This is a genomic window from Micromonospora sp. SD12, from assembly GCF_052068495.1.
In the GTDB taxonomy this organism is placed as follows: Bacteria; Actinomycetota; Actinomycetes; order Mycobacteriales; family Micromonosporaceae; genus Micromonospora; species Micromonospora echinofusca.
In genome coordinates this window covers 420,944-440,576 of the sequence record NZ_JBQHDF010000003.1, presented here as the reverse complement: position 1 = coordinate 440,576, position 19,633 = coordinate 420,944, and the positions used below count along the sequence as shown (strand labels likewise).

22 protein-coding genes and 1 other RNA gene are annotated in these 19,633 nt (G+C 66.7%); 16 read left to right on the top strand and 7 right to left on the bottom strand.

Features of this window, described 5'->3' with window-relative positions; translation table 11 throughout:
• Positions 1–52: 52 nt before the first annotated feature.
• A complete protein-coding gene (locus ACTMS2_RS08990) occupies positions 53–547 on the bottom strand; it encodes a GyrI-like domain-containing protein (RefSeq protein ID WP_441174988.1) in 495 nt (164 codons plus the stop codon).
• Positions 548–701: 154 nt separating this feature from the next.
• Between ACTMS2_RS08990 and ACTMS2_RS08985 the strand changes: the two genes are divergently transcribed.
• Both ACTMS2_RS08985 and ACTMS2_RS08980 read left to right on the top strand, forming a co-directional pair.
• Complete coding sequence (locus ACTMS2_RS08985; RefSeq protein WP_441174987.1) at positions 702–1,511, top strand: phytanoyl-CoA dioxygenase family protein; 810 nt, start codon at positions 702–704, stop codon at positions 1,509–1,511.
• Between the two features lie 2 nt (positions 1,512–1,513).
• Positions 1,514–2,332: a TrmH family RNA methyltransferase gene (locus ACTMS2_RS08980; protein ID WP_441175145.1), complete on the top strand. Its 819-nt coding sequence runs from the start codon at positions 1,514–1,516 to the stop codon at positions 2,330–2,332.
• A gap of 247 nt (positions 2,333–2,579) precedes the next feature.
• On the opposite strand, the gene ACTMS2_RS08975 is transcribed toward ACTMS2_RS08980, so the two are convergent.
• Complete coding sequence (locus tag ACTMS2_RS08975; protein WP_441174986.1) at positions 2,580–3,341, bottom strand: sulfite exporter TauE/SafE family protein; 762 nt, start codon at positions 3,339–3,341, stop codon at positions 2,580–2,582.
• 103 nt (positions 3,342–3,444) lie between these two features.
• Here ACTMS2_RS08975 and rnpB point away from each other — a divergent pair.
• Positions 3,445–3,861: RNase P RNA component class A (rnpB, locus tag ACTMS2_RS08970), an RNA gene on the top strand.
• Positions 3,862–4,468: 607 nt separating this feature from the next.
• Here rnpB and ACTMS2_RS08965 read toward each other — a convergent pair.
• Complete coding sequence (locus ACTMS2_RS08965) at positions 4,469–6,205, bottom strand: DNA methyltransferase (RefSeq protein WP_441174985.1); 1,737 nt, start codon at positions 6,203–6,205, stop codon at positions 4,469–4,471.
• 64 nt (positions 6,206–6,269) lie between these two features.
• On the opposite strand from ACTMS2_RS08965, the gene ACTMS2_RS08960 reads away from it, so the two are divergent.
• The 3 genes from ACTMS2_RS08960 (at position 6,270) to ACTMS2_RS08950 (ending at position 8,613) form a co-directional block, all read left to right on the top strand.
• The gene (locus tag ACTMS2_RS08960; RefSeq protein ID WP_441174984.1) at positions 6,270–6,512 is read left to right on the top strand and encodes a helix-turn-helix domain-containing protein; all 243 of its coding nucleotides are present in this window, start codon (positions 6,270–6,272) and stop codon (positions 6,510–6,512) included.
• Positions 6,509–7,162, top strand: coding sequence for a hypothetical protein (locus tag ACTMS2_RS08955; RefSeq protein WP_441174983.1), 654 nt, complete (start codon positions 6,509–6,511; stop codon positions 7,160–7,162). Before ACTMS2_RS08960 ends, ACTMS2_RS08955 begins: the two co-directional genes overlap by 4 nt.
• 530 nt (positions 7,163–7,692) lie before the next feature.
• Positions 7,693–8,613 carry a hypothetical protein gene (locus ACTMS2_RS08950; RefSeq protein ID WP_441174982.1) on the top strand — a complete coding sequence of 307 codons (921 nt, stop codon included), beginning with the start codon at positions 7,693–7,695 and terminating at the stop codon, positions 8,611–8,613.
• On the opposite strand, the gene ACTMS2_RS08945 is transcribed toward ACTMS2_RS08950, so the two are convergent.
• Positions 8,600–8,920 carry a hypothetical protein gene (locus ACTMS2_RS08945; protein ID WP_441174981.1) on the bottom strand — a complete coding sequence of 107 codons (321 nt, stop codon included), beginning with the start codon at positions 8,918–8,920 and terminating at the stop codon, positions 8,600–8,602. The two genes, ACTMS2_RS08950 and ACTMS2_RS08945, sit on opposite strands and share 14 nt — an antisense overlap.
• A gap of 393 nt (positions 8,921–9,313) precedes the next feature.
• Between ACTMS2_RS08945 and ACTMS2_RS08940 the strand changes: the two genes are divergently transcribed.
• Entirely contained in the window at positions 9,314–9,508 is a 195-nt protein-coding gene (locus ACTMS2_RS08940; RefSeq protein ID WP_244164556.1) for a helix-turn-helix transcriptional regulator, read from the top strand.
• Positions 9,509–9,609: 101 nt separating this feature from the next.
• Here the strand turns inward: ACTMS2_RS08940 and ACTMS2_RS08935 are convergent, their stop codons facing one another.
• Together ACTMS2_RS08935 and ACTMS2_RS08930 are read right to left on the bottom strand one after the other, a co-directional pair.
• Positions 9,610–10,299, bottom strand: coding sequence for an HAD family hydrolase (locus tag ACTMS2_RS08935; protein ID WP_441174980.1), 690 nt, complete (start codon positions 10,297–10,299; stop codon positions 9,610–9,612).
• Positions 10,296–11,138, bottom strand: a complete 843-nt coding sequence (locus ACTMS2_RS08930; RefSeq protein WP_250100972.1) for a winged helix-turn-helix domain-containing protein — start codon at positions 11,136–11,138, stop codon at positions 10,296–10,298. The genes ACTMS2_RS08935 and ACTMS2_RS08930 overlap by 4 nt, the downstream gene beginning before the upstream one ends.
• 136 nt (positions 11,139–11,274) lie before the next feature.
• Between ACTMS2_RS08930 and ACTMS2_RS08925 the strand changes: the two genes are divergently transcribed.
• The 9 genes from ACTMS2_RS08925 to ACTMS2_RS08885 all read left to right on the top strand — a co-directional run bounded on the left by ACTMS2_RS08925 (position 11,275) and on the right by ACTMS2_RS08885 (position 18,642).
• Positions 11,275–11,670: a transcriptional regulator gene (locus ACTMS2_RS08925; RefSeq protein ID WP_151453817.1), complete on the top strand. Its 396-nt coding sequence runs from the start codon at positions 11,275–11,277 to the stop codon at positions 11,668–11,670.
• Positions 11,671–11,974: 304 nt separating this feature from the next.
• On the top strand, positions 11,975–13,567 hold the full coding sequence (locus ACTMS2_RS08920; RefSeq protein WP_441174979.1) for an FtsK/SpoIIIE domain-containing protein: 1,593 nt from the start codon (positions 11,975–11,977) through the stop codon (positions 13,565–13,567).
• On the top strand, positions 13,564–13,818 hold the full coding sequence (locus ACTMS2_RS08915) for a hypothetical protein (protein WP_441174978.1): 255 nt from the start codon (positions 13,564–13,566) through the stop codon (positions 13,816–13,818). The genes ACTMS2_RS08920 and ACTMS2_RS08915 overlap by 4 nt, the downstream gene beginning before the upstream one ends.
• A gap of 5 nt (positions 13,819–13,823) precedes the next feature.
• Positions 13,824–14,015 carry a hypothetical protein gene (locus ACTMS2_RS08910; RefSeq protein WP_357562773.1) on the top strand — a complete coding sequence of 64 codons (192 nt, stop codon included), beginning with the start codon at positions 13,824–13,826 and terminating at the stop codon, positions 14,013–14,015.
• Positions 14,012–14,569 carry a DUF2637 domain-containing protein gene (locus ACTMS2_RS08905; RefSeq protein ID WP_441174977.1) on the top strand — a complete coding sequence of 186 codons (558 nt, stop codon included), beginning with the start codon at positions 14,012–14,014 and terminating at the stop codon, positions 14,567–14,569. Before ACTMS2_RS08910 ends, ACTMS2_RS08905 begins: the two co-directional genes overlap by 4 nt.
• Positions 14,566–16,320, top strand: coding sequence for a replication initiator (locus tag ACTMS2_RS08900; protein WP_441174976.1), 1,755 nt, complete (start codon positions 14,566–14,568; stop codon positions 16,318–16,320). Before ACTMS2_RS08905 ends, ACTMS2_RS08900 begins: the two co-directional genes overlap by 4 nt.
• Positions 16,317–16,499 (top strand): helix-turn-helix transcriptional regulator, encoded by a 183-nt coding sequence (locus ACTMS2_RS08895; RefSeq protein ID WP_250100979.1) that lies wholly within the window; start codon positions 16,317–16,319, stop codon positions 16,497–16,499. The genes ACTMS2_RS08900 and ACTMS2_RS08895 overlap by 4 nt, the downstream gene beginning before the upstream one ends.
• Entirely contained in the window at positions 16,499–17,704 is a 1,206-nt protein-coding gene (locus ACTMS2_RS08890) for a tyrosine-type recombinase/integrase (protein WP_441174975.1), read from the top strand. Before ACTMS2_RS08895 ends, ACTMS2_RS08890 begins: the two co-directional genes overlap by 1 nt.
• A 131-nt stretch (positions 17,705–17,835) precedes the next feature.
• Positions 17,836–18,642, top strand: coding sequence for a hypothetical protein (locus ACTMS2_RS08885; protein WP_441174974.1), 807 nt, complete (start codon positions 17,836–17,838; stop codon positions 18,640–18,642).
• 339 nt (positions 18,643–18,981) lie between these two features.
• Here the strand turns inward: ACTMS2_RS08885 and ACTMS2_RS08880 are convergent, their stop codons facing one another.
• Positions 18,982–19,455, bottom strand: coding sequence for a hypothetical protein (locus tag ACTMS2_RS08880; protein WP_441174973.1), 474 nt, complete (start codon positions 19,453–19,455; stop codon positions 18,982–18,984).
• Between the last annotated feature and the right edge of the window lie 178 nt (positions 19,456–19,633).

The window sequence follows — 19,633 nt, the reverse complement described above, 5'->3', positions numbered from 1 at the left end:
GGTACGGGCCTGCCACCGTCGGGCCTGGGCACCCGGATATTCCACCCCGTCGCTACGCCGGCTCGACGGGCAGCCAGAGCTCGCGGGTCGCGGTGCTGAGGTCGTCCGTCGGCTCGGGCACCGCGACGATCTCCGGGCCCGGCCGCAGCCGCCACGGGTTGAAGGGAAACCACTCGGCTGCGGCTGCGGACCAGGTCTTCTGCAGGGTCTGCGGATGCGGCCCCACGGCCCGGATGACCACCCAGCGGCCCGCCGGGACCTCGATGACCTCGAGATCGCCTCGGACCGGCGTGCTCGGGGACACGGCGACCCCGTGCAGGTAGGTCAGCTCGCTGCCTTCGTCGTAGTCCGCGTCGAAGCCATCGAAGACCGCGAGCAGGCCGCTCGGCTCAGTGTCGCCGAGTGCCTTCAGGCGCAGGTGCTCCTCTGCCGGCAGCGCGGCGATGTGCTGCTGGATGTACGGGTTGACGCCCTCGTGGATCAGTGGAACCCGGGCAGCGTGCCCCACGAGCCGGAACGCGGGACGGTCGACGATGCGGGTTTCCATGCGTTCGCTCCCTTCGGCAGTTGGGCGGAACCTGAATCTGAAGTGCTGTGCGACAGTGCCTCCGTATCGTGACCGGCTCTGTTGCGGCACACCCGACGGAAGCGGAGCGGAAAGTGTCGGGTGATCGGGATCGGTGCCGCCACACGATGGGGGCATGGACGACACGACACTGGTATCCCGCTTCCTTCGCGACGGCTTCGTGAAGTTGGCGGGCGCCGTCGCACCGCGCGTGGCCGCGGACTGCGCGCGGCTGCTGTGGCGGGAGACGGGCTGCGACCCGGACGACCCAGCCACCTGGACGCAGCCCGTGCACTGGGTGCCCGGCATGGCGCAGGGGCCGTTCGCCGCCGCACCCAATTCACCGTTCCTCCACCACGCGTACGACCTGCTCGTCGGCGCGGGACGCTGGGAGCCGCGTTACTCGCTGGGCACGTTCCCGTTGCGCTTCCCGCACCAGGACGAGCCGGACGACGTGGGCTGGCATATCGAGGGCAGCTATCTACCGGAGGGTGCAAGCTGGTACTTCACGAATGTTCGCTCCCGGGGCAGGGCGCTGCTGTTGCTGTTCCTGTTCAGCGAGGTCGGTGCGGAGGACGCCCCGACCCGGATCCGGGTCGGCTCACACCTCGACGTGCCGAAGGTGCTGGAGAAGTACGGGGAGGACGGGGCGAGCGGGCTGGACCTCGCGCCCGAGTTGGTGGCGGCGTCCGACCACCGGCCACTCGCCCTGGCCACCGGGTCCCCGGGCGATGTCTTCCTGTGCCATCCGTTCCTGGTGCACGCGGCGCAACCGCACCACGGGACGCGGCCGCGCTTCATGGCCCAGCCGCCGCTGATGCCGGCCGCGCCGTACGAACTGGAACGGGCCGACGGTGCGTACTCGCCCGTGGAGATCGCGATTCGCCGAGGACTCGGGCAGGACACCCTCGTTCCTGAGGTACGGGGGAGACGGGGACAACGGTGAGGGTGCGGGTGAGTGGCCGCAATGCGCGATTCCAGCAGTGGGAGGCTCTGCTCCGCAATCGGACCAAGCGGCAGCGTCGCGGCGAGTTCCTCGTACAGGGCGTGCGCCCGATCGCCATGGCCATCGAACACGGCTGGCAGGTCCGAGAGCTGCTCTACGACGCCGACGTCCAGCTGTCCGGCTGGGCACGCAAGGCCCTGGACACCGTCAGGGCCGAGAGGTTCGCCGTCTCCCGTGAACTGATGCACGAGCTGGGCGGCAAGGCGGACACGGTTCCGGAGCTGCTGGCCGTGGTCGCGCTGCCGGAGGACGACCTGTGCCGCATCCCGGCCGGGCCGACCATGCTCACCGTCGTGTTCGACCGGCCCACCAGCCCTGGCAACATCGGAACGCTCATCCGGTCTGCAGACGCCTTCGGCGCGTCCGGCGTCATCGTTACCGGCCATGCCGCCGATGTGTACGACCCGAAGACGGTGCGGGCGAGCACCGGCTCGCTGTTCTCTCTGCCCGTGGTCCGGGCGCCCTCACACCAGGCCGTGCTGTCCTGGGTCGCCGACGTGCGCGCCGACGGCGTCGGCATCGGCATCGTGGGTGCCGATGAGCACGGCGCACTGGATGCCGCCGAGTACGACTTCACGCAACCCACGCTGACCCTGATCGGCAACGAGACCACCGGTCTCAGCGTCGGCTGGCGTGAGGCCTGCGACCAGCTCGTCCGGGTCCCGATGTCCGGGGCCGCCAGCTCGCTGAACGCGGCGGCCGCCGCGACCGTCGTGCTCTACGAGTCGGCACGTCAGCGCAGCGCTGCCGCCCGCCGGTAGCGCACTGATCACACTGGTGGGCTGATCACCCTGGGCCGCGTTTCAGAGGCTGGGCGGCGCGGTGACAGCCCGCAGTTCATCCCCGTGCTGGCCGGTATCCGGGTGCCCAGGCCCGACGGTGGCAGGCCGCGTACCCGACCATCCCGACCAAGGCCGATCAGGCGGCCAGCCGGCGGAGGAAGGGTTCCAAGGGCGGCCGGCCCCCGGTCTTCGACCCGATCACCTACCCGCAGAGGCGCGCCGTGGCTCAGCGCAGCGCGCGCCAGAGCAGGTAGAGCCCGATCGACGTGCCGAAGACCACGATCAGCACCTTGAGCACCACCGACGGCAGCCGGCGCACCAGCCGCGCGCCGGCGTACCCGCCGACCAGCGTCGCCGGCGCGACCACCGCGACGGCCGCCCAGTTCACCGGCCCGAACAGCGCGAACACCACGAGGGTGGTCAGCCCGACCAGGGCGGAGAGCAGGTTCTTGAGCGCGGTCACCCGCGCCAGCGTCGCGTCCAGCACCAGGGCCAGTCCCGCCACCAGCATCACCCCGAGCGCCGCGCCGAAGTAGCCGCCGTACACCGCGCCGACTGCGACCATGGCCTGCACGGTGACCGTACGGCGGCGCGGCGGCAGGTCGCGCGGATGCCCGACCAGCCGGCGCAGCGGATCCTGGAACGCCAGCACCGCCGTGGCCCCGAGCACCAGGAACGGCACCACCAGCTCGAACGCCCGGGCCGGGGTGGCCAGCAGCAGCAGGGCGCCGGCGATCGTACCGACGATGGCGGTGGGCACCAGCGCCGCCAGCGTCCGCCGGGGCGGCAGATCCTGCCGACTGCCCGCCACGCTCGCCACGTACCCCGGGAAGACCGCCACCGAATTGCTCACGTTGGCCGGCACCGGCGGCAGGCCCACGGCGATCATCGCCGGGAACGTGATGAGGGACCCTCCGCCGGCCACCGCGTTGACCGTGCCCGCGGCGAGCCCGGCGGCGAGCAGCAGCGCGGCGTCGGAGACATCCATGGTCACCAGAGGCTAGTACGCGCCCACGGCGCGACGGGTGGCCGGTCGGCCCGGGGCGGCAATAGACGCGGCCGTGGCGTCGTTAGGATGGGTGCGCGACGGACGAGTCGACCGGGCGGTCGCGTCGGCGGGCCCCGGCCCGCCGCCGAGGAACGTCCGGACTCCACAGGGCAGGGTGGTTGCTAACGGCAACCCGGGGCGACCCGCGGGACAGTGCCACAGAAAACAGACCGCCGGCCCCATCGGGGACGGTAAGGGTGAAACGGTGGGGTAAGAGCCCACCAGCACCCCGGGTGACCGGGGTGGCTCGGTAAACCCCACCCGGAGCAAGGCCAAGAAAGGGCCGTCGACCAGCAGGACGACGACCCGCGCAGACGCTTGAGGGCGGCCCGCCCGATGTCTGCGGGTAGGCCGCTCGAGCCTGCCGGCAACGGCAGGCCTAGATGGATGGCCGCCGCCGGCGCGAGCCCCTCGGGGCGCGTGCCGGTCACAGAATCCGGCGTACAGGTCGACTCGTCCGTCGCCCACCAGCTCAGAGCCCCGATCAAGGCTCTGAGCTGGTTCTATGTCCGGGTGTCGATGGTCGTTCTTGGTCAACTTTGGCCGACGTTTGACGCCCTGCGGACGCCCCGACGCCCTGGAGACGCCCTGAGTGCGGGCTCAGTTGACCTTCTTCGGACCGGGCCGGCTGTGCCGTCGTGGGGGCCTTTCCGGGGTTGGCGTTCGGGTCCGGAATGGGGCCGGCGGTTGCGGGGGGAAGGTCGGGCACGTCCTGGCGGTGGAGCTGGTGCCGCGACCCGGTGACCCGGTGGCAAGCCAGTCCTGGGGTTGGACTGGCGCGGCAGTCGGAAGCCCCGACCACTCGACCAGGTCGACCCGTCGGCTTCCGTCACGGCCTTGCTGGGGCTGGTTCCTAAGGTCTGGTGGGGGGCGGGGTCCCGGCGGCCGTCGGTGGCTTCCCGCCCCGGCGCCGAAGGCGACCGGGGCGGCTTGCCGCCGGCCGGGCTTGCCGCCCCGCACCGCGCGGAGCGCGGTGCCTTGATCCAAAAGAGAGTAGTTCGGCAGCAGGTGTGATTAGGGCAGTGTGATTAGGGCACTCTCCGGCTAGGGCGCCGCGGCTAAGGAGTTCACCAAAGCTCACCACCTGCGACTGCATCGCCCCTGCTTAGGCGTCCAGTTTTGGGATCGATATCCCAGCCGTCCGCAATTAGGGCTGCGGTGACGTCGCGCAGGTCAAGCTTGTCGAGTTCCCAGCCATCCCGGATACCGGTACGAAGAAGTTCAAGATAGAGATGGCTCGGCGTGGCCGGGCTGACGTTCGCCAGCTTCTGAATCGTTGCGGCAACAGTTTTCCTGTCAACCGCCTTGAGCGTCGCTGGAACGCCGCCGTCCGCGTTGCGCATCGTGATCACGAGGTCAAGGGTTGCAACGTCCTCAAAGCCTGACGCCAACCCTTTGACCGAGCGCTGCCCCTTGTTCAGGACGACGAGCTTGTCCGGATCAATCATAAGTCCCGCGTTCGCAATGGATCGCTGGATCAGCGCCCATACGCTGCCCGAGGAGTTGCCGAAAACCATGCTGATGTGACCACCGGAGCGCAAGACGCGATTGCACTCGCGAAGGGCATTGGTTAGCAAAGCCTCGTATCGCTCCGCAGTCCGCTTGCCGCTCTTGCTGCGATCGATTACCGCTTCTTGATCGACATCAGTAAAACCATCCAACCATGCTTCCTGAAACAGCGCCATATCTGCATAGAAGAGGTTTGAGCCAAAGGGCGGGTCGGTGAAGATGTAGTCGACACTGCCTGTCTCAAGGGCGATGTCGTCGGCGCTCCCAATGCTGTACTTGACGTCCGGAGCATCTAGGTCCGCCAGTGCAACGCGACTCCTGCGAGCTGTCCGGACGTAGTTGTCTGACTTCAGTACAGCCTTGATCTTCCGGGAGAAGAGGTCATAGACGTTCCACTCGTAGAACACGGCGGCGACGTAGTAGTTAGCGTTGGCCGCATTGAGCGGGCGCTGTCGAGACCATTGGTAGCGCTTTGATGCACGGGTAAGACAAGCAGTGAAGGCAAACAGGAGCTTGCTGCGAATCGCTGGATCCTCGACCTTGGCGATGTGCTTGCGCAGGGTGGCAAGGACGGCAAGGTTCCGATCTGAATAAAACGAAGCAATCGTGGTTAAGCCGCTTTTGCCCAAGGCTGACGCCTTGTACATCTGACGATCTGGCGTAATTTCAACCCTCGGGTAATCAATCTTTGCCAAATCGATATGAGTCAACCTCGCCGTTGGCTCCTGGTCGCGCTGGGTGGCGGTGCATTGCGAGCTGATGGAATCGAGCACCGGCTCCTCGCCAACACGCCGATTGCGGCTACTGACGGGGGTCTGACATTTGTCGCAGATCATGTCAGGCTTCCGCCATCCGGCGGCCTCCATCGACCGGTAGTAGTTGACCGGCTGAGTGCATCCCGGACACTCGACAACGATGGACCAGACGGTTTTGGCTAGGGTTCCTTCATGGCCGCAAGCGGTGCATTCGACGGCGTAGACGTCGCCTAGATCAGCCTGGGTCGCACGAACAACTTCTTCGGCATGCTTTGCGAACTGTTCTGGATTGACTAGGTTCACGAAGTTTCGGCCGATGTGTTGACCGAGCACGCTGATGTCGGAGAGGTGTGCTTTACGGCCCATCATGGCGGCGGCGACCCCCGTCATGCCAGATCCCGCGAAGGGATCGGCCACAACGCCGCCAGGGGGCGAGTAGGCATCGATGAAGGGCTGGATCGCAGGCACCGGCACTTTGGTCAGGTAGGCGTGTGCCATGTAGGCGGGATCGCCACGTCCGACACTGAGCTCTTCGGGCACCTGGTCGATGTTACTCATAGTCTGTAGCCCCATAGTCTGCGTCCATCCTAGCGTCGTCGTCATCATGCCCGAGCGGAACGACGGCGAGCTGCGCGCCCAGCATCTCAGGTTCGGCCAGCGTGTCCGAGATCTCCGCCAGGCGCGCCGGCTGTCTCAGGAAGAGCTGGCGGAGTTGGCGGGCGTCCACCGCACCTATGTGTCGAGCCTGGAGCGCGGGCAGCGCAACGTAGGACTGGACAACATCCTGGCGATCGCTGCCGCTCTCGGCGTTCCCGCGTCCAAGCTCTTCACGGAGGAGACCCCGTGACGCTCTTCGATGCCAACGATCCGGCGCTCTTTGGTGAGCGGGGCCTGCCGCTACCTGAGCCGGACATCGGCCGAGGGGTCTCGCCGGACGGGACGCATCTTCCTGTCCTTGAGCCGACCGGCGATATCGATCACCTGCTGGCGCAGGGCACCGAGATCCAGGCGGCAGCAACCCTCCGAGGTATTCACAACGTCTTTGATGACGGTGGGTACAAGGAGCTGCTTATGCTCAGCCTCTTCAACCTGCGAAAGCTCCACCGTGAGGGCGACGACGCTGAGGACGCGGAGGGCCGCCGCTACGAGATGAAGACGGTTGCACGCGTCAGCTCCTCGGGCAAGCGCAAGACAAGCCTGTCCGTCACGACTGAGCACACTCTTACTCAAGCCAATATCGAGCGTTACAGAGCAACGTTCCTTTGGATTGTCGCTGTATTTGACCAGTCGGTTCCAGAGGTAATTTACGAGATTCCACCTGCGAAGCTGGAACCCTATTTTGCTTCTTGGGAGGCCAAGCTTGCTTCGCAAGGCCAGTTACCTGGTGGGGCACCTAACCATCTAAATAACCCGAAAATTCCGCTTAAATGGATCGCTCTTCATGGCGCTCAAGTGTGGCCTAAGATTGGTCGGGCGAACCTGGTTGGCGGTTGGTAGTGGGGCTTAAGGAAGATGCTAAGTTTGTTCGAAACATAACCATGGGTGCGCTTGGTGCGCGCCGGGTGGCTGAGGATCTCTCTGAACGCGGGCATGAAATAATTGAATTAGAGCGCTACGCCATGGCGAATAAGCGGTGGGCCACACGAATTAAGCGTCTTCGGCTGGTGGATTTGCTTTGCGTCTCCTGTGGGCGGCGGTTTGAGTCTAAGGCTAAGGCCAAGATGCAGGTAGTGTTGAGCGATAGCAAGCAAGCGGGCCGCGGATGGAGTGACGGTATGCGGCCTGATGATGTATTTGCATTTCTCGCGGTAAAGCTAGATGGCGCCGGCTTGCCGTTGGAAATTGGTAATCCAATTTATCTAGAGACAGCTTCCCTTTCTCGGGTTACTCCGAATCCTGGTCAGCTAAAGAGTGCTAGAGATGGGTCAGAGCGTGACGTTTTTTGGCCGATTTCGGTTGCGACTTGCCCCGGCCGTGTAACCCAGGTTCGAGGAGGCAGGGTAACGATTAAGCCAGAGGGTGCGCGGGTGCGCACGCTGGGTTCTGAAAAATATAGCTCGCTGGTCAGCGAGGGTGACTGGGTCGAAGAAGGTGCAGTCCTCGCTTCGGCTGCGGCCACGGCTCGCGAAATAAAGTGCGCTGGCCCTGTGTGGGATCTCCACGAAGCCATTCGCAGCGACGATCAAGTCGAAGTTTTCGGCGCAGTCAAGGCGGCTGGCATTCTGGGAGAAGGGAGCATGGGCGGCGAGATTCGGGCCATTGTCGATGACGATCTACGAGACATGCGGTTGCGAGTTGAGGCGCTGGGTGCTCTCGCACGGCTTGGCGACCGAGGCGCTGTCGGCCGGCTGGCAGACCTAGATGATGGCGACGGCGAGCTTGAGATGCAGATGGAGCGCGTCCTCGTGCTGTCCGAGCTTGTTGAACTAAAGGCTGCGACCGTTTCTCTTGCCCAGATCGCCCGAGAAATGAGTCGTCCAGACGAAATCCGTGCAGCGGCCGTCTGGGGACTAGGTGCTACGTGGCACAATCAGTTCAGCGAGTGCTGGTCGTTCGCATTCGACGAGAGTGAAAATGTTCGACGCCACGCCCAGGCTGGCCTCGGAAGTCCCGGCCCGGCGCAGTTTCCCCTCTTGGTGGCGGGGCTAGGGAAGGCGGATCAGGCCCCACTTGCAGCCGCAGTGCTAGCGCGTACCGGATCTGTCCCAGAGCTAATCGCGGCTCTGTCTGAGGTCCATAGTCGTGACTGGGCACTTCAGGCGCTGGGTCAAATTGATCCGGCCGAAGTGATGCCATTGCTTGCTGAAGTTTCCGCCGAAGATGCAGGGGTGCTTGACGCCCTTTGGAGGCGGAACTTTTATGACTTTTACAATGAGCCGGAGAACTTGACCGAAATTCGGTTTATTGCTCGTCAATCGTTGCGAGCGCCTGAACTTATTTCCGACTGATTTTTAGCGGGGCCTTCGTTGCGGTGCGTTGGGGTCGTGTGCGTAGAATGCCTGCCTTAAATACGAATAGTTCTCTGCGGCTGGTGGCTTCGCCTTTCCCGTCGAGCTGGTAGCCGTCCAGCCATGTCCAGCCGTCATAAGTGTGGAGGTCTGCGCGGACCTTGATGAGGCGGAAGAATATCGGCCGTGCGAACTGAGGGCTTGCCGCGCGGGTCAGATGCAGCACGTCACCGGCCTTCACGTCGGCTCTTCCTGTCTCGCCAGGCGCGTAGGGTCTCGCCGGCCGCCAATAGGCGCGGGCATCCATCGTCCGAGCACTGCGAGCAGGTAGCGCGGTTGTGGAAGTCGACGACGTTGCCGGCCATCAGGACGAGGAACGGGGGCTCTGGCTGCCACTGCGGGATCGACATGGCCTACCTCTGGTCGAAGCGTGTCGTGGCGTTCCTGGAGCGCCAGAGGCCTGCCTTGGTCGTCAGGGGAGGCTCTGGTGCGGGGACGGCGGCGCGACCGGTCCATCTCTGCGGCTCCCGGTCGCGCCTGGACGGCGCAGGCTTGCCGGCTACGTAGTCGACAGGTTGGTCGGGGCGTTGGAACCACTTGAACCTAGTCATGCGTAAAGGGTAAACGACTAGTGGCAGCGCTAACTAGGTGTCCAGCAACTTGACTCACGCCTAGTCGGCGTGTGCCTAGCGTCAGCGTCATGGGCAGGAAGCTGCGGTTGGTGGGTTCGGGGGAGATCCGGACCATGCTCGGTGGCGTCTCGCGCCAGCGCGTCTACCAGATCACCAACCGGCGCGACTTCCCTGAGCCCGTAGCCACGCTCCAGATGGGCAACGTCTGGCTTGCCGAAGACGTGGAGGCGTGGATCGCTGCCAAGCGCGGGGACCTGGACTAGCTCCAGGGTGGCTCCACCGCGACCTCGGTCGGGGGTGAACAGACGACACGAGAAACGCCCCGGTGACGATCTCCCGGGGCGCTCGTGTGCGAAGTGTGGTGCTACAGCTCGTCGACGGCGAAGGCAGTCACCAGTTCGGCCATGCTGTCGATGACGACATCGGCGGCGGCGAACCGTTCGCGCTTGCCGGGCTTGTTGGCGTATCCGATGGCGGCGACTCCGGCGGCGTGGGCGGCCTCGATGTCGCTGACCGAGTCACCGACCAGGACGCATTCCGCCGGCTCGGCGCCCAGCTCCCGCACGGCAGCCAGCACTGGGAACGGGTCCGGCTTCATCCGCTCGGGCGCGGCTTCGGGGCGGCCGATGACCGGGTGCACGTACGAGGTGAGTCGGCGGGCGCTCAGGTAGGCGTGGACGGAGTTGGCCGAGTTGTTCGACACCACGGCGACCCGGCGGCCGGTCTGCTGGGCGGCGACGATGACTTCCCGGCCGTACGGGGTCGGTTCAGCGGTGCGGGCCGCGGTGACTTCCTCGCGGGTCATGGCCTCGTCGACGAGGCGGACGACGGTGGGGCGCCCAAGGGTGGCGGTGAAGCGGAGCACGGCAAGCGGGTCGCGTTCGGCCAGGATCTCGGGCGGCAGGGTGACGGCCTGGTCGACGAGCAGCCGCCGCAACGCATGGGCGACGGTGGACGCGGAATGTTGGGCGAAGATGCTGCACACGGGGCCGTCGAAGTCGAGCAGGATCACTCGGGCGCGGTCGATCACCTTGGCCAGGCCGGCGGCGGTCACGAGGCGTACTCGCGGGCGATGGTGCCCCACATGCTGTCGAACCAGGCGCGGGCCTGCTCGACGTAGAGGGCGTCGTTGCTGGCGTCTTCGTCGCTGGGTGTGAACGGGAAGAGGATCGCGTCCTTGCCCATCGCGTCGTAGATCGCCATCGGCTTGCCGTCGACGGAGACGGTGTGCTCGACGACCGGGTAGAAGCCGAAGAAGGCTTCCTGCTCGTTGATGATGAAGAGCTTGAACAGCGGTGCGGCTCGGTGGACGCGTACCTCGGTGGTGGCGGTCTTGACCAACCCGAGGTCGGCAAGTTCCTGGACGGCGTCGGTGAGGGCGTGGATCGAGCGGTCGGTGATGCGGCGGGCTCGGGCGCGGATGCCGGGGTCGTCGGCCTGGTCCTCGGCGCGGCAGGGGATCGCCATCGGTGCGGTCATGTCGGAGATCAGGACGCGGACCCGGATCGACTCCGGGGTGAGGCGCCCGATGCGGACCTTGTCCAGGGTCTCCTGGATCGCGTTGTACATCGTCTCTCCGGAGAAGCCGGCGAAGTCGATGGTGACGTTCGTGGCCTCAAAGGCTCGTTCGATGTGGGGCCGGAGTCCGACCGGGCGTTCCGTGTTGGCGCGGACGAAGGTGCCGCTGCCCTGACGGGTGACGATCAGGCGCTCATCTTGCAGCTTCCGTAGGGCTGCCTTGATCGTCTCGCGGGCGACGCTGAACCGCTCGACGAGGTCGTGTTGCGACGGCAACTTCTCGCCCGGCGCGAACTTCCCTGTCTTGATCTCTGCGCGAAGTGTGGCCGCGATCTGTTGCGACGGCGTGCGCGGGTCGTCTGGGTCAAGAGCCATGAAGGGACGGTACCGCTGACTAGCCAGGCTAGGAAAGTTTCGACACTGTCGTTGACATGACTAGCCAAGCCGGCCTACCTTTGATCCACACCACCTGACTAGTCAGGACAGTCAGGTGAAGTCAGGAGGTCGAGCTATGGCTCTGCGTGGCGGTACGAGGTTCGCCGTGCGTTGTGAGGACGTGTTCCCGGCGGGGTGCGCGTTGGTGCCCGAGTCGCTGGGTGAGGTGGAGGACTACGACGAGAAGACGGGGCGGCGCTCGCCGGCGAAGGACAAGCTGACCGGCCAGCGGGTGTGGCAGGTCCGCGTGATGGATCTGGACCCGGAACTCGGGAAGCGGTCGCGGGAGACGACGGTGAAGATCTCGGCGGACTACCAGCCGGTGCCGCCGACGGGTGCCCCGTTCGAGGCGGTGGAGTTCGAGGGCATGACGGTCACGCCGTACGTGTCGAACAACGGTCGGATGGCGTACTCGCTGCGGGCGACCGGGATGCGTGCCCCGGCGGGCGTGGCCGGTAAGGCGGCGGCGTAGCTGCTTCGAGTGTGGGCGGGGCTGTCTGATCTTGGCGGACGGCAGCCCCGCCCTTCTCTGTCTCTTCCCCCTGCTCTGTCGAGAGAGGTAGTGACGTGTCCAAGGGTAGGCGTCGGGCTGGCCGTGGCTGGCCCCGGTGTGGTGTGTGTCAGGTCCGATTCGATCCGGTCAGCGGTGCTGACGGCCGCTGTGATCTCTGCGTCGGGCAGCTCGTTCTTCCGTTCCCTCCGGTCCGTGACGCGTCGGGACGGTTCGTGTCGCTGCGGGGTGCCAAGTGATCGGTCGGCCTCGCGGTGAAGTGGTGATGACCTCGGCCGGGGATTTGCTGGTGATCCGGCCCAAGCGGTTCGAGTTGCCAGTCTGGGCGGCGCTGCTCTGGCTGGTGCTGCGTTGGTCCGGGCGGGTGCTCTGGTGGTGCCTGCGTCACCCGGTGGCCACCGTCTCGGCCGTGCTGGCGCTCTGGCTGTACGCCGAGTTCGGCTGGTCCGGCCTGGTGGTGCCGCTCGTCGTGGCGTCGGCGGCCTCGGCGGTATGGCGCTGGCGGGACGAGTCGTCCTGGTGGGCCTGGTTGGCGGGTCCACTGCTCGGTTCGTTCCGGCGGGTGTTCGTCTACCGGCGGGTCTGGCGTGAGGCCATGACGCTGTGCGGGCTCGCCGAGACGTACGACCACCGAAAGGTTCTGCCCGAACTGCTGCGGGTCCGCTCGGACCAGGCGCTAGACGTGCTGACCGTCCGCATGGTGCGGGGGCAGACGCCGGAGCAGTTCCAGAAGGCGAGTGCCCACCTGGCGTACGCCTTCGGCCGGCGGCACGCCCGGGTCTACGCGGAACGTCCCGACGAGGCGCCGACCCGGACCGGTCGGGGTGCCTGGCTGCTTCGGCTCGTCGACCGGGTGCGGTACCGGGACCGTCCGACCGTCGTCTACCTGGCGTTGGTGCGTACCGATGCGCTGCGCACGGTGGTTCCGCCGTTCCCGGTCCCGGCTGTGCCGGAGTTCACCGCGCTGCCGCTGGCCCGGCGGGAAGACCTGCGTACCTGGTCGCTTCACCTGCTCGCGACTCACGTCCTGGTCGGCGGTGCCACCCGGTCGGGAAAGGGCTCGGTGCTCTGGTCGCTCGTCCGGGTCCTCGGCGGCGGGATCGCCTCCGGACTGGTGCGGCTCTGGGTGATCGACCCCAAGGGCGGGATGGAGTTCGCGCTTGGTCGGCCGATGTTTGCCCGGTTCGCCTGCAAGTCGTTCGAGGCCATGGCGGATCTGCTCGACGAGGCCGTGACCGTCCTGCGTGAGCGTCAGACCCGGTTGGCCGGAACGGTCCGGGTGCACACCCCGACTGAGGCTGACCCCCTGGTCGTGGTCGTCGTCGACGAGATGGCGGCGTTGACGGCGTACCTCCAGGATGTCGACCTGCGAAAGCGCATCGCGTCCTCGCTGGGGCTGCTGCTGTCGCAGGGTGCCGGCGTCGGGGTCCTGGTCGTGGCGGCGTTGCAGGACCCGCGCAAGGAGGTGCTGCCGTTCCGGGACCTGTTTCCGACCCGCATCGCGCTCGGGCTCACTGAGGCGTCGCAAGTCGACCTGGTCCTTGGCGACGGTGCCCGCAACCGGGGCGCGCTGGCCGACCAGATGCCCCGATGGGCCAAGGGCGTCGGGTACGTGATCCTCGACGGCACCCCCGACCCGATGCGGGTCCGGTTCTCGTACATCAGCGACGACGACATCCGCGACATGGCGCGGCAGTACCCGGCGCCGGTCGACGCGTCGGACATCCTCGCCCAGGTCGGTCGGGAAACCGCCCCCGAACCGGTACGCCTTCCGCTGCCCCGCAAGCCGTCCGGGCCGCTGCTGCCTGATGCGCTGCGGAACCTGCTCGACCGTGACGGCGGGGGTGATCCGCGGTGACCGCCATCCCGAACGGCCGCCGGTTCTACCGGCTCCGTACCCCCGAACCGACTACCGCCGTCTCCGTCCGGGTCGACCCCGAACGGCCTGACCCGTACCCGGTCTATCTGGCGGTCGGTGCGGGCCGGCGGCGGATGTCCCTGACCCCGGACGAGGCGTGGGCGCTGTGGCGCTGCCTCTCCGAAGCGGTCGCCGCGCTCGGCACCCCTCCCGACTACATCCGCACCGACATCCGACCGGCTCGGAGGTAACCGCCGTGACCCCCCTCATCCGCCTGACCAACCGCCTTCGGCGTCCGCTCCACATCCAGCTCGTCGGGCCGGCCGACCAGACCGCCGCCGCGCTGCGCGGGCTCGCGCACTTCATCAACCGTCGCCGCGACATGGACGGCCGGCGCATCCGGATCGACGTGACCATCCGCGAGAAGCCGAAGGGGGAGCAGCGATGAGCCAACGAACCGAGTCCGCCGTACGCCTGGTGATCCTGCTCGCCATCGGCACGATGGCCGGCGCCGCCGCCTTCACCCACGTTCACGACCTCTCCGTGGCCCACGGCCAACCGCACTGGATCGGCTGGGCCAACGCCGTAGCGGTCGAGCTGATGGCGATCTACCTCGGCCTGGAGATCCGCGCCCGGCGGCGTGCCAATCGGCCCGTCGGCCTGGTCGGCTCGCTCCTGGTGGCGTTCGCGCTGCTGTCGCTCGCGGCCCAGGTTGCGGAAGCCGAGCCGTCGGTGTGGGGCTGGATCGTGGCAGCGGTGCCGTCGCTGGCATTCCTTGCCCTGGTGAAGGTTGTCCTGTCCAACGCTCCGGTTACCCCGCAGGCTCCCGAGCCGGACCAGCCAACCGCGTACCAGTACGAGGAAACAACGCCTGCGACCGAGGTCGAACCGATTCGCCCGGCTAACCCGACGCCGTCCGTCGTCCCCGCCCCGGCGGCGATCCTGCCTCCGCGTGGCGTCGTCCAGTCCAACCGGCCGCACGTTGTCGGGATCATTCGATGACTGCGCCGACCCTGCCCGGCCTCGCGCCGGCCGCCCCGACTCCGATTGCTCCTCGGCCGGGGTCGCGGGCGGCCCGCATGGCGCTTCCTCGCTCGGTCGACGTGCTGAAGGAGATCGCGGCCGAGTACGGCGTCTGCGTCCGGCCGCTCGCCATGCGGCGTACGGATCTCGACACCGGCCGTACCGAGGTCATCGACCTGCCCTGCGGCGCGACGCGGGAGGACAAGTGCGCGCCGTGCGCCAAAAAGAATCGGCGGCTGCGGCAGGCCCAGATCCGCGAGGGATGGCACCGAGACGACGAGCCGCTACCGCCCCCCGAACCCGCGACCGAGGAACAGAAGGCGCTGATCTTGCTGCGCGGGCACCTGGAATTCTCCCGCGACGAGGCGTCTCGTGCGTGCGAGTGGGACCAGGTCGCCGACCTCGACGAGGCGATCTCGGAGGTGGAAGAGGCGATTACGGCTGAAGGTCTGCGGGGCCGGGTCGCGCCGCCGCACTCGATCGATGACGAGGACCAGGGCGACGAGGACAACGGCCGGCGGCGCAAGCGGTCAACGAAGCGGCGTCAGGACGCCCCGGACCTGCCTCGGCGCACGGTCGAGCGGCGCACGGTCGGCAAGACGTACACCGCCCCGGACGGGTCGACCTACCGGCCGTCGATGTGGCTGACGCTGACGCTCGACTCGTACGGGCCGGTCCGTCCCGACGGCACTCCGGTCAACCCTGACCGGTACGACTACCGGCGGGCCGCCAGGGATGCGGTGCACTTCCCCCGGCTGCTCGACCGGTTCTGGCAGAACCTGCGGCGGTGTGAGGGCTGGAACGTCCAGTACGCGGGCTGCGTCGAGCCTCAGCGCCGTCTCGCCCCACACGCTCACTTCGCCATCCGGGGCACCATCCCCCGGGACATCCTGCGCACCGTTGCGGCGGCGACGTACCACCAGGTGTGGTGGCCCTCGGTCGACGTCCAGCAGTACACCGCCGACCGGCCGCCGCTATGGGACGAGGACGCTTCGGCGTGGGTCGACCCGGACACCCGCCAGCCGTTGACCACCTGGACGGAAGCGCTCGACGCGATTGATGAGGACCCGGACGCCGAACCGGTGCACGTGGTCCGCTTCGGCGCCCAGGTCGACGCGCGCGGTGTCATGCCCGGCACCGAGGACGCGGAACGCACGATCAGGTACGTCACGAAGTACATCACCAAGCACACCGGCGACTGCCACAAGGCGACTACCTCCCGGCAGCGTGCCCACCTCGACCGGCTGTGGCAGGAACTGCGCGTCACCCCGTGCACCGATCGCTGCGCGAACTGGCTGCTTTACGGAGTCCAGCCGAAGAAGGCACACGCCAAGCTCAGGCCGGGCCGCTGCAAGGGCAAGGTGCACCAGCGCGACACCCTCGGCATCGGCGGCCGGCGCATCCTCATCTCGCGTGACTGGTCGGGCAAGACGCTGACCGACCACAAGCACGACGTACGGGCCTGGGTGCGGGCGCTGCTCGGCGTCACCGTCGGCCTGGATGGCGTCGACGACCAGGGCGCCACCGCCGAACCGGTCCGGCACGCCTGGGAACTCGCCCGGCCCGACGATCCCGACGTGCCTGCCATGGCGCACCGGCTCCTGCGGTCGATCAGCGAACGCGCCCGCTGGCGTTCCGAGCTGCTCGCCGCGAAGGACCGGGCCGCACAGCCGCCGTCGAGCACAACACCGGACGGAACGATGCACGACACGGGGGAGGGGCAGCAATGAAGACGGTCGACGAGCTGTGGACGATCCGGGACGTGTCGGCGTACCTGCGGGTGCCCGCTGAGACGCTGTACCGCTGGCGCAAGGTCAAGTACGGTCCGCCGGCGGCTCGGGTCGGTCGACACCTGCGGTACGAACCGGATTCGGTCCGGGCGTGGGTACGTGAGCAGGCGGCGGCCTGATGGGGCACGTAGAAGATCGCTGGTACAAGACGCTGCGCCATCCGAACGGTCGGCCGGAGCGAGTCAAGACGGAACTGTTCGGCAAAGGGCTGCGCTACCGCGTGCGCTACATCGGGCCGGACGGCAGGGAACGCAAGAAGTCCTTCCCGGACCGGGCCAAGCGTGATGCTGAGGCGTTTCTTGTCTCGACGGAGACGGACAAGCTTCGAGGTTCCTACGTCGACCCGCTCGCCGGCCGGATGACTTTCGCCGAGTACGCCGAAACCTGGCTTCGCACACGCTCCTTCGACGAGTCGACCCGGGAGAGCACGGAGTTTCGGGTACGGAAACACCTGCTCCCGTTCTTCGGCTCTCAGCAACTGGCGTCGATCAAGCCGGGCCACATCCGGGAGTGGGACGCCGCGATGGTCGGCAAGCTGGCTCCGGCGACCCGGGCCGTCGTGTTCGCGCACCTGCGGACGATCCTCGGCGCGGCGGTCGACGACGAACGGATTGCAAAGAACCCTTGTTCGGCAAAGTCGGTCAAGCCGCCGCGACCGGTCCAACGTCGGGTGGTGCCGTGGCGGTACGACCAGGTTTCGGCAATCCGCGGTAGCCTCGCCCAGCGGTACCGCCCGATGGTCGACCTCGGCGCGGGGTGCGGGCTGCGGCAGGGGGAGATCCTTGGGCTCGGCGTCGACGACATCGACTTCGACGCGGGCTGGGTGCATGTCTCGCGTCAGGTCAAGCTCGTCCGGTCCCGGCTGGTCTTCGGGCTACCCAAGAACGACCGTGACCGCCGGGTGCCGCTGCCTGACTCCGTGGCCCTGGTGCTGCGGCAGCACGTCGACGACTTCGCCCCGATGTCGCTCACCCTGCCGTGGGAGAACCCGGCCAGCGACGAACGGGTCACGGTTCCGCTGCTGTTCACCACCACCCGGCGGGGTGCGATCAACCGGCGCACCTTCGACAACAAGAGTTGGCGACCGGCTGTCATGGCGGCCGGCATCACGCCGACCCGGGCCACCGGGATGCACGCGCTTCGCCACTTCTACGCCTCGTCGCTGCTCGACGCAGGGGAGAGCATCAAGGCCCTCGCGTCGTACCTCGGACACGCCGACCCCGGCTTCACGCTCCGGGTTTACACGCACCTGATGCCGGCCAGCGAGGAACGCACCCGCAACGCGATCGACGACCTATACCGCAGCGGAACAGCCAAGCCGTGACTAGCCACGCGGGCCTCCCAGTCGGAGTGGCGGGCCGTGAGTGTGGCTCGCATGAGGTACACAGTCGACTGAAGCGGCGTCGTCGGCCAGAAGACGGCTTGGCCGCAGGGGTCATTGGAAAGGTTTGATGAATGGGTGAGCGCGGAGAGTCCACTCGGTATGCGTACTGGTCTAATCGACGAGTTCGCGCTATTGCGGATGAAGAGGGTATCAGTATCGCCGCTCGGTGGCGCTCAAGGTTTGTGCTTAGCCTCCCTTTTCTGCCTTTCGAGTGGGAGTTTGGGCGGGAGCCGCGTTCCCTATACAAGAACGAGATTGTAGAGAGGGTCGAGCGCTCCATCGGAAGTCTTGCCGTTGAGGACTTCGTCACGCCTCCGCGGGTTCGGTATGCGAAAGGGATTGGGCGAGTGGAGTTCTCCCACTTCGTAACCTATGAGGATGGTCGGGTCGTCCTCGGCGCGCGCTCCATTGCGTCGGACGGCACTCGCGTCGCCGTTTGCCTTTTTGGTAGCAAAGACAATGTTGCCGGCTTTATGGGGCCGAATGATCCTGTGGCGGTGGGGTGGAGTTCCTCCGCCATGGTTTCGATCAGCGAGTGGCTGGCGACTAGATGCGTAGAAAACAACTCGCAGTGGGATGACCCGCAGTCGATCTCTGTTGAAGCCATGAAAATTGCATTCGAGCAAGGGCTTACGAGGGAGTCCAGCGAAAGTCCCGATCGGCCATGGAGGCGGGGCTACACGTTCGGTGATACTTCCGATTCAGAGTGGTTTGCGGAGATTTACAGTGATGTGGTTCTTGATCAAGAGCGATGGGATCTGGACGAGCCCGTAGATCGGATCCTTGTCGGTGCGCCTGTGTGGGTGAGAACTCCTAGGGCTGCTGCACGGAGGTACATCGACTATCGGAGGGATATGAACGTCCGGCGTTACCGGTGACCACAGTTGGCCGTGTCGTCACCGAGCAGATGGGGGCTACGAAGCCCTGACGCCCTGGCGACGCCCTGAGCGGGTGTCAGGCGAACGAAACGCCTGCTCAGGGCGCGAATCAACTTCATAATCCGGCGTACAGGTCGCCTCGTCCGTCGCCCACCAGCTCAGAGCCGCGATCAGGCTCTGATCTGGTTCTACGTCCGGCTGTCGATGGTCGTCATAAATCAATTTGGCCGGCGTGCTAACTCGCACTGAGGGCCTGGACGGCGGATTCGCGGGCTTCTGCGCGGTGCCATCGGCTGTTGCGACCCGTCGGCTTCCATGCCGCCGTGCCATCGACTGCCTTCAGCGCAGGTAGGCCAGTTCATCGATGATCTGGGGTGGTTCGGTCAGGAAGATCTCGACAGGCACGGGACCATGGGCGATGTTCAGCGTGTCCAGGCGATAGAGCCAGTCTCCGGTGCAGTGACTGGTGAAGCGGTAGTTGATCTGCCAGCGCACCCACTGGCCTCGGGCGAGGCGTACGGCTGGAGGGCGGCGGTGTCGGCGGGGCATGCCCCAAGCCGTCGGGACCAGCTCGACGCGGACCCGCTCTTCGGCGTAACGGAGCTGGACGGCTTCACAGGAAGGTGCACCGACGCGCAGGGAGGGGCGTGGTTGGAACCCGTCGCGCTCGTGCATCGTGACTTCGTGGGTGAGGGGTAAGCGGTTCTCTGGCAGCGCGAACGCCATAGGCAGGGCGTTGCGGCGGGCGGCGTGGGGGCCTCCACGTGACTGCTTGGTCCAGGAGACGCGGACCCACTGAGCGACGATGTCCACCCGGTGGATGCTTCAGGCCGCCTGATCGCCTGGCAATCCGATACCGCTTCCTCAGGGAACCAGCCCTCACGGTCGGCGACACGAGCGCGTAGCGCGGCCTGGCCGAGCCGCCGGCGATGGGCTGCCACGCCGCGTAGCGGTTGGATCGCGGCAGATCCGGACGTCTGCGCGTCCCCTT

Coding starts and splice junctions, on each gene's coding strand:
- ACTMS2_RS08990 (WP_441174988.1), bottom strand. CDS start 547: ATGGAAACCCGCATCGTCGACCGTCCCGCGTTCCGGCTCGTGGGGCAC.
- ACTMS2_RS08985 (WP_441174987.1), top strand. CDS start 702: ATGGACGACACGACACTGGTATCCCGCTTCCTTCGCGACGGCTTCGTG.
- ACTMS2_RS08975 (WP_441174986.1), bottom strand. CDS start 3,341: ATGGATGTCTCCGACGCCGCGCTGCTGCTCGCCGCCGGGCTCGCCGCG.
- ACTMS2_RS08960 (WP_441174984.1), top strand. CDS start 6,270: ATGCCCGAGCGGAACGACGGCGAGCTGCGCGCCCAGCATCTCAGGTTC.
- ACTMS2_RS08945 (WP_441174981.1), bottom strand. CDS start 8,920: ATGGATGCCCGCGCCTATTGGCGGCCGGCGAGACCCTACGCGCCTGGC.
- ACTMS2_RS08940 (WP_244164556.1), top strand. CDS start 9,314: ATGGGCAGGAAGCTGCGGTTGGTGGGTTCGGGGGAGATCCGGACCATG.
- ACTMS2_RS08930 (WP_250100972.1), bottom strand. CDS start 11,138: ATGGCTCTTGACCCAGACGACCCGCGCACGCCGTCGCAACAGATCGCG.
- ACTMS2_RS08925 (WP_151453817.1), top strand. CDS start 11,275: ATGGCTCTGCGTGGCGGTACGAGGTTCGCCGTGCGTTGTGAGGACGTG.
- ACTMS2_RS08920 (WP_441174979.1), top strand. CDS start 11,975: ATGACCTCGGCCGGGGATTTGCTGGTGATCCGGCCCAAGCGGTTCGAG.
- ACTMS2_RS08905 (WP_441174977.1), top strand. CDS start 14,012: ATGAGCCAACGAACCGAGTCCGCCGTACGCCTGGTGATCCTGCTCGCC.
- ACTMS2_RS08900 (WP_441174976.1), top strand. CDS start 14,566: ATGACTGCGCCGACCCTGCCCGGCCTCGCGCCGGCCGCCCCGACTCCG.
- ACTMS2_RS08895 (WP_250100979.1), top strand. CDS start 16,317: ATGAAGACGGTCGACGAGCTGTGGACGATCCGGGACGTGTCGGCGTAC.
- ACTMS2_RS08890 (WP_441174975.1), top strand. CDS start 16,499: ATGGGGCACGTAGAAGATCGCTGGTACAAGACGCTGCGCCATCCGAAC.
- ACTMS2_RS08885 (WP_441174974.1), top strand. CDS start 17,836: ATGGGTGAGCGCGGAGAGTCCACTCGGTATGCGTACTGGTCTAATCGA.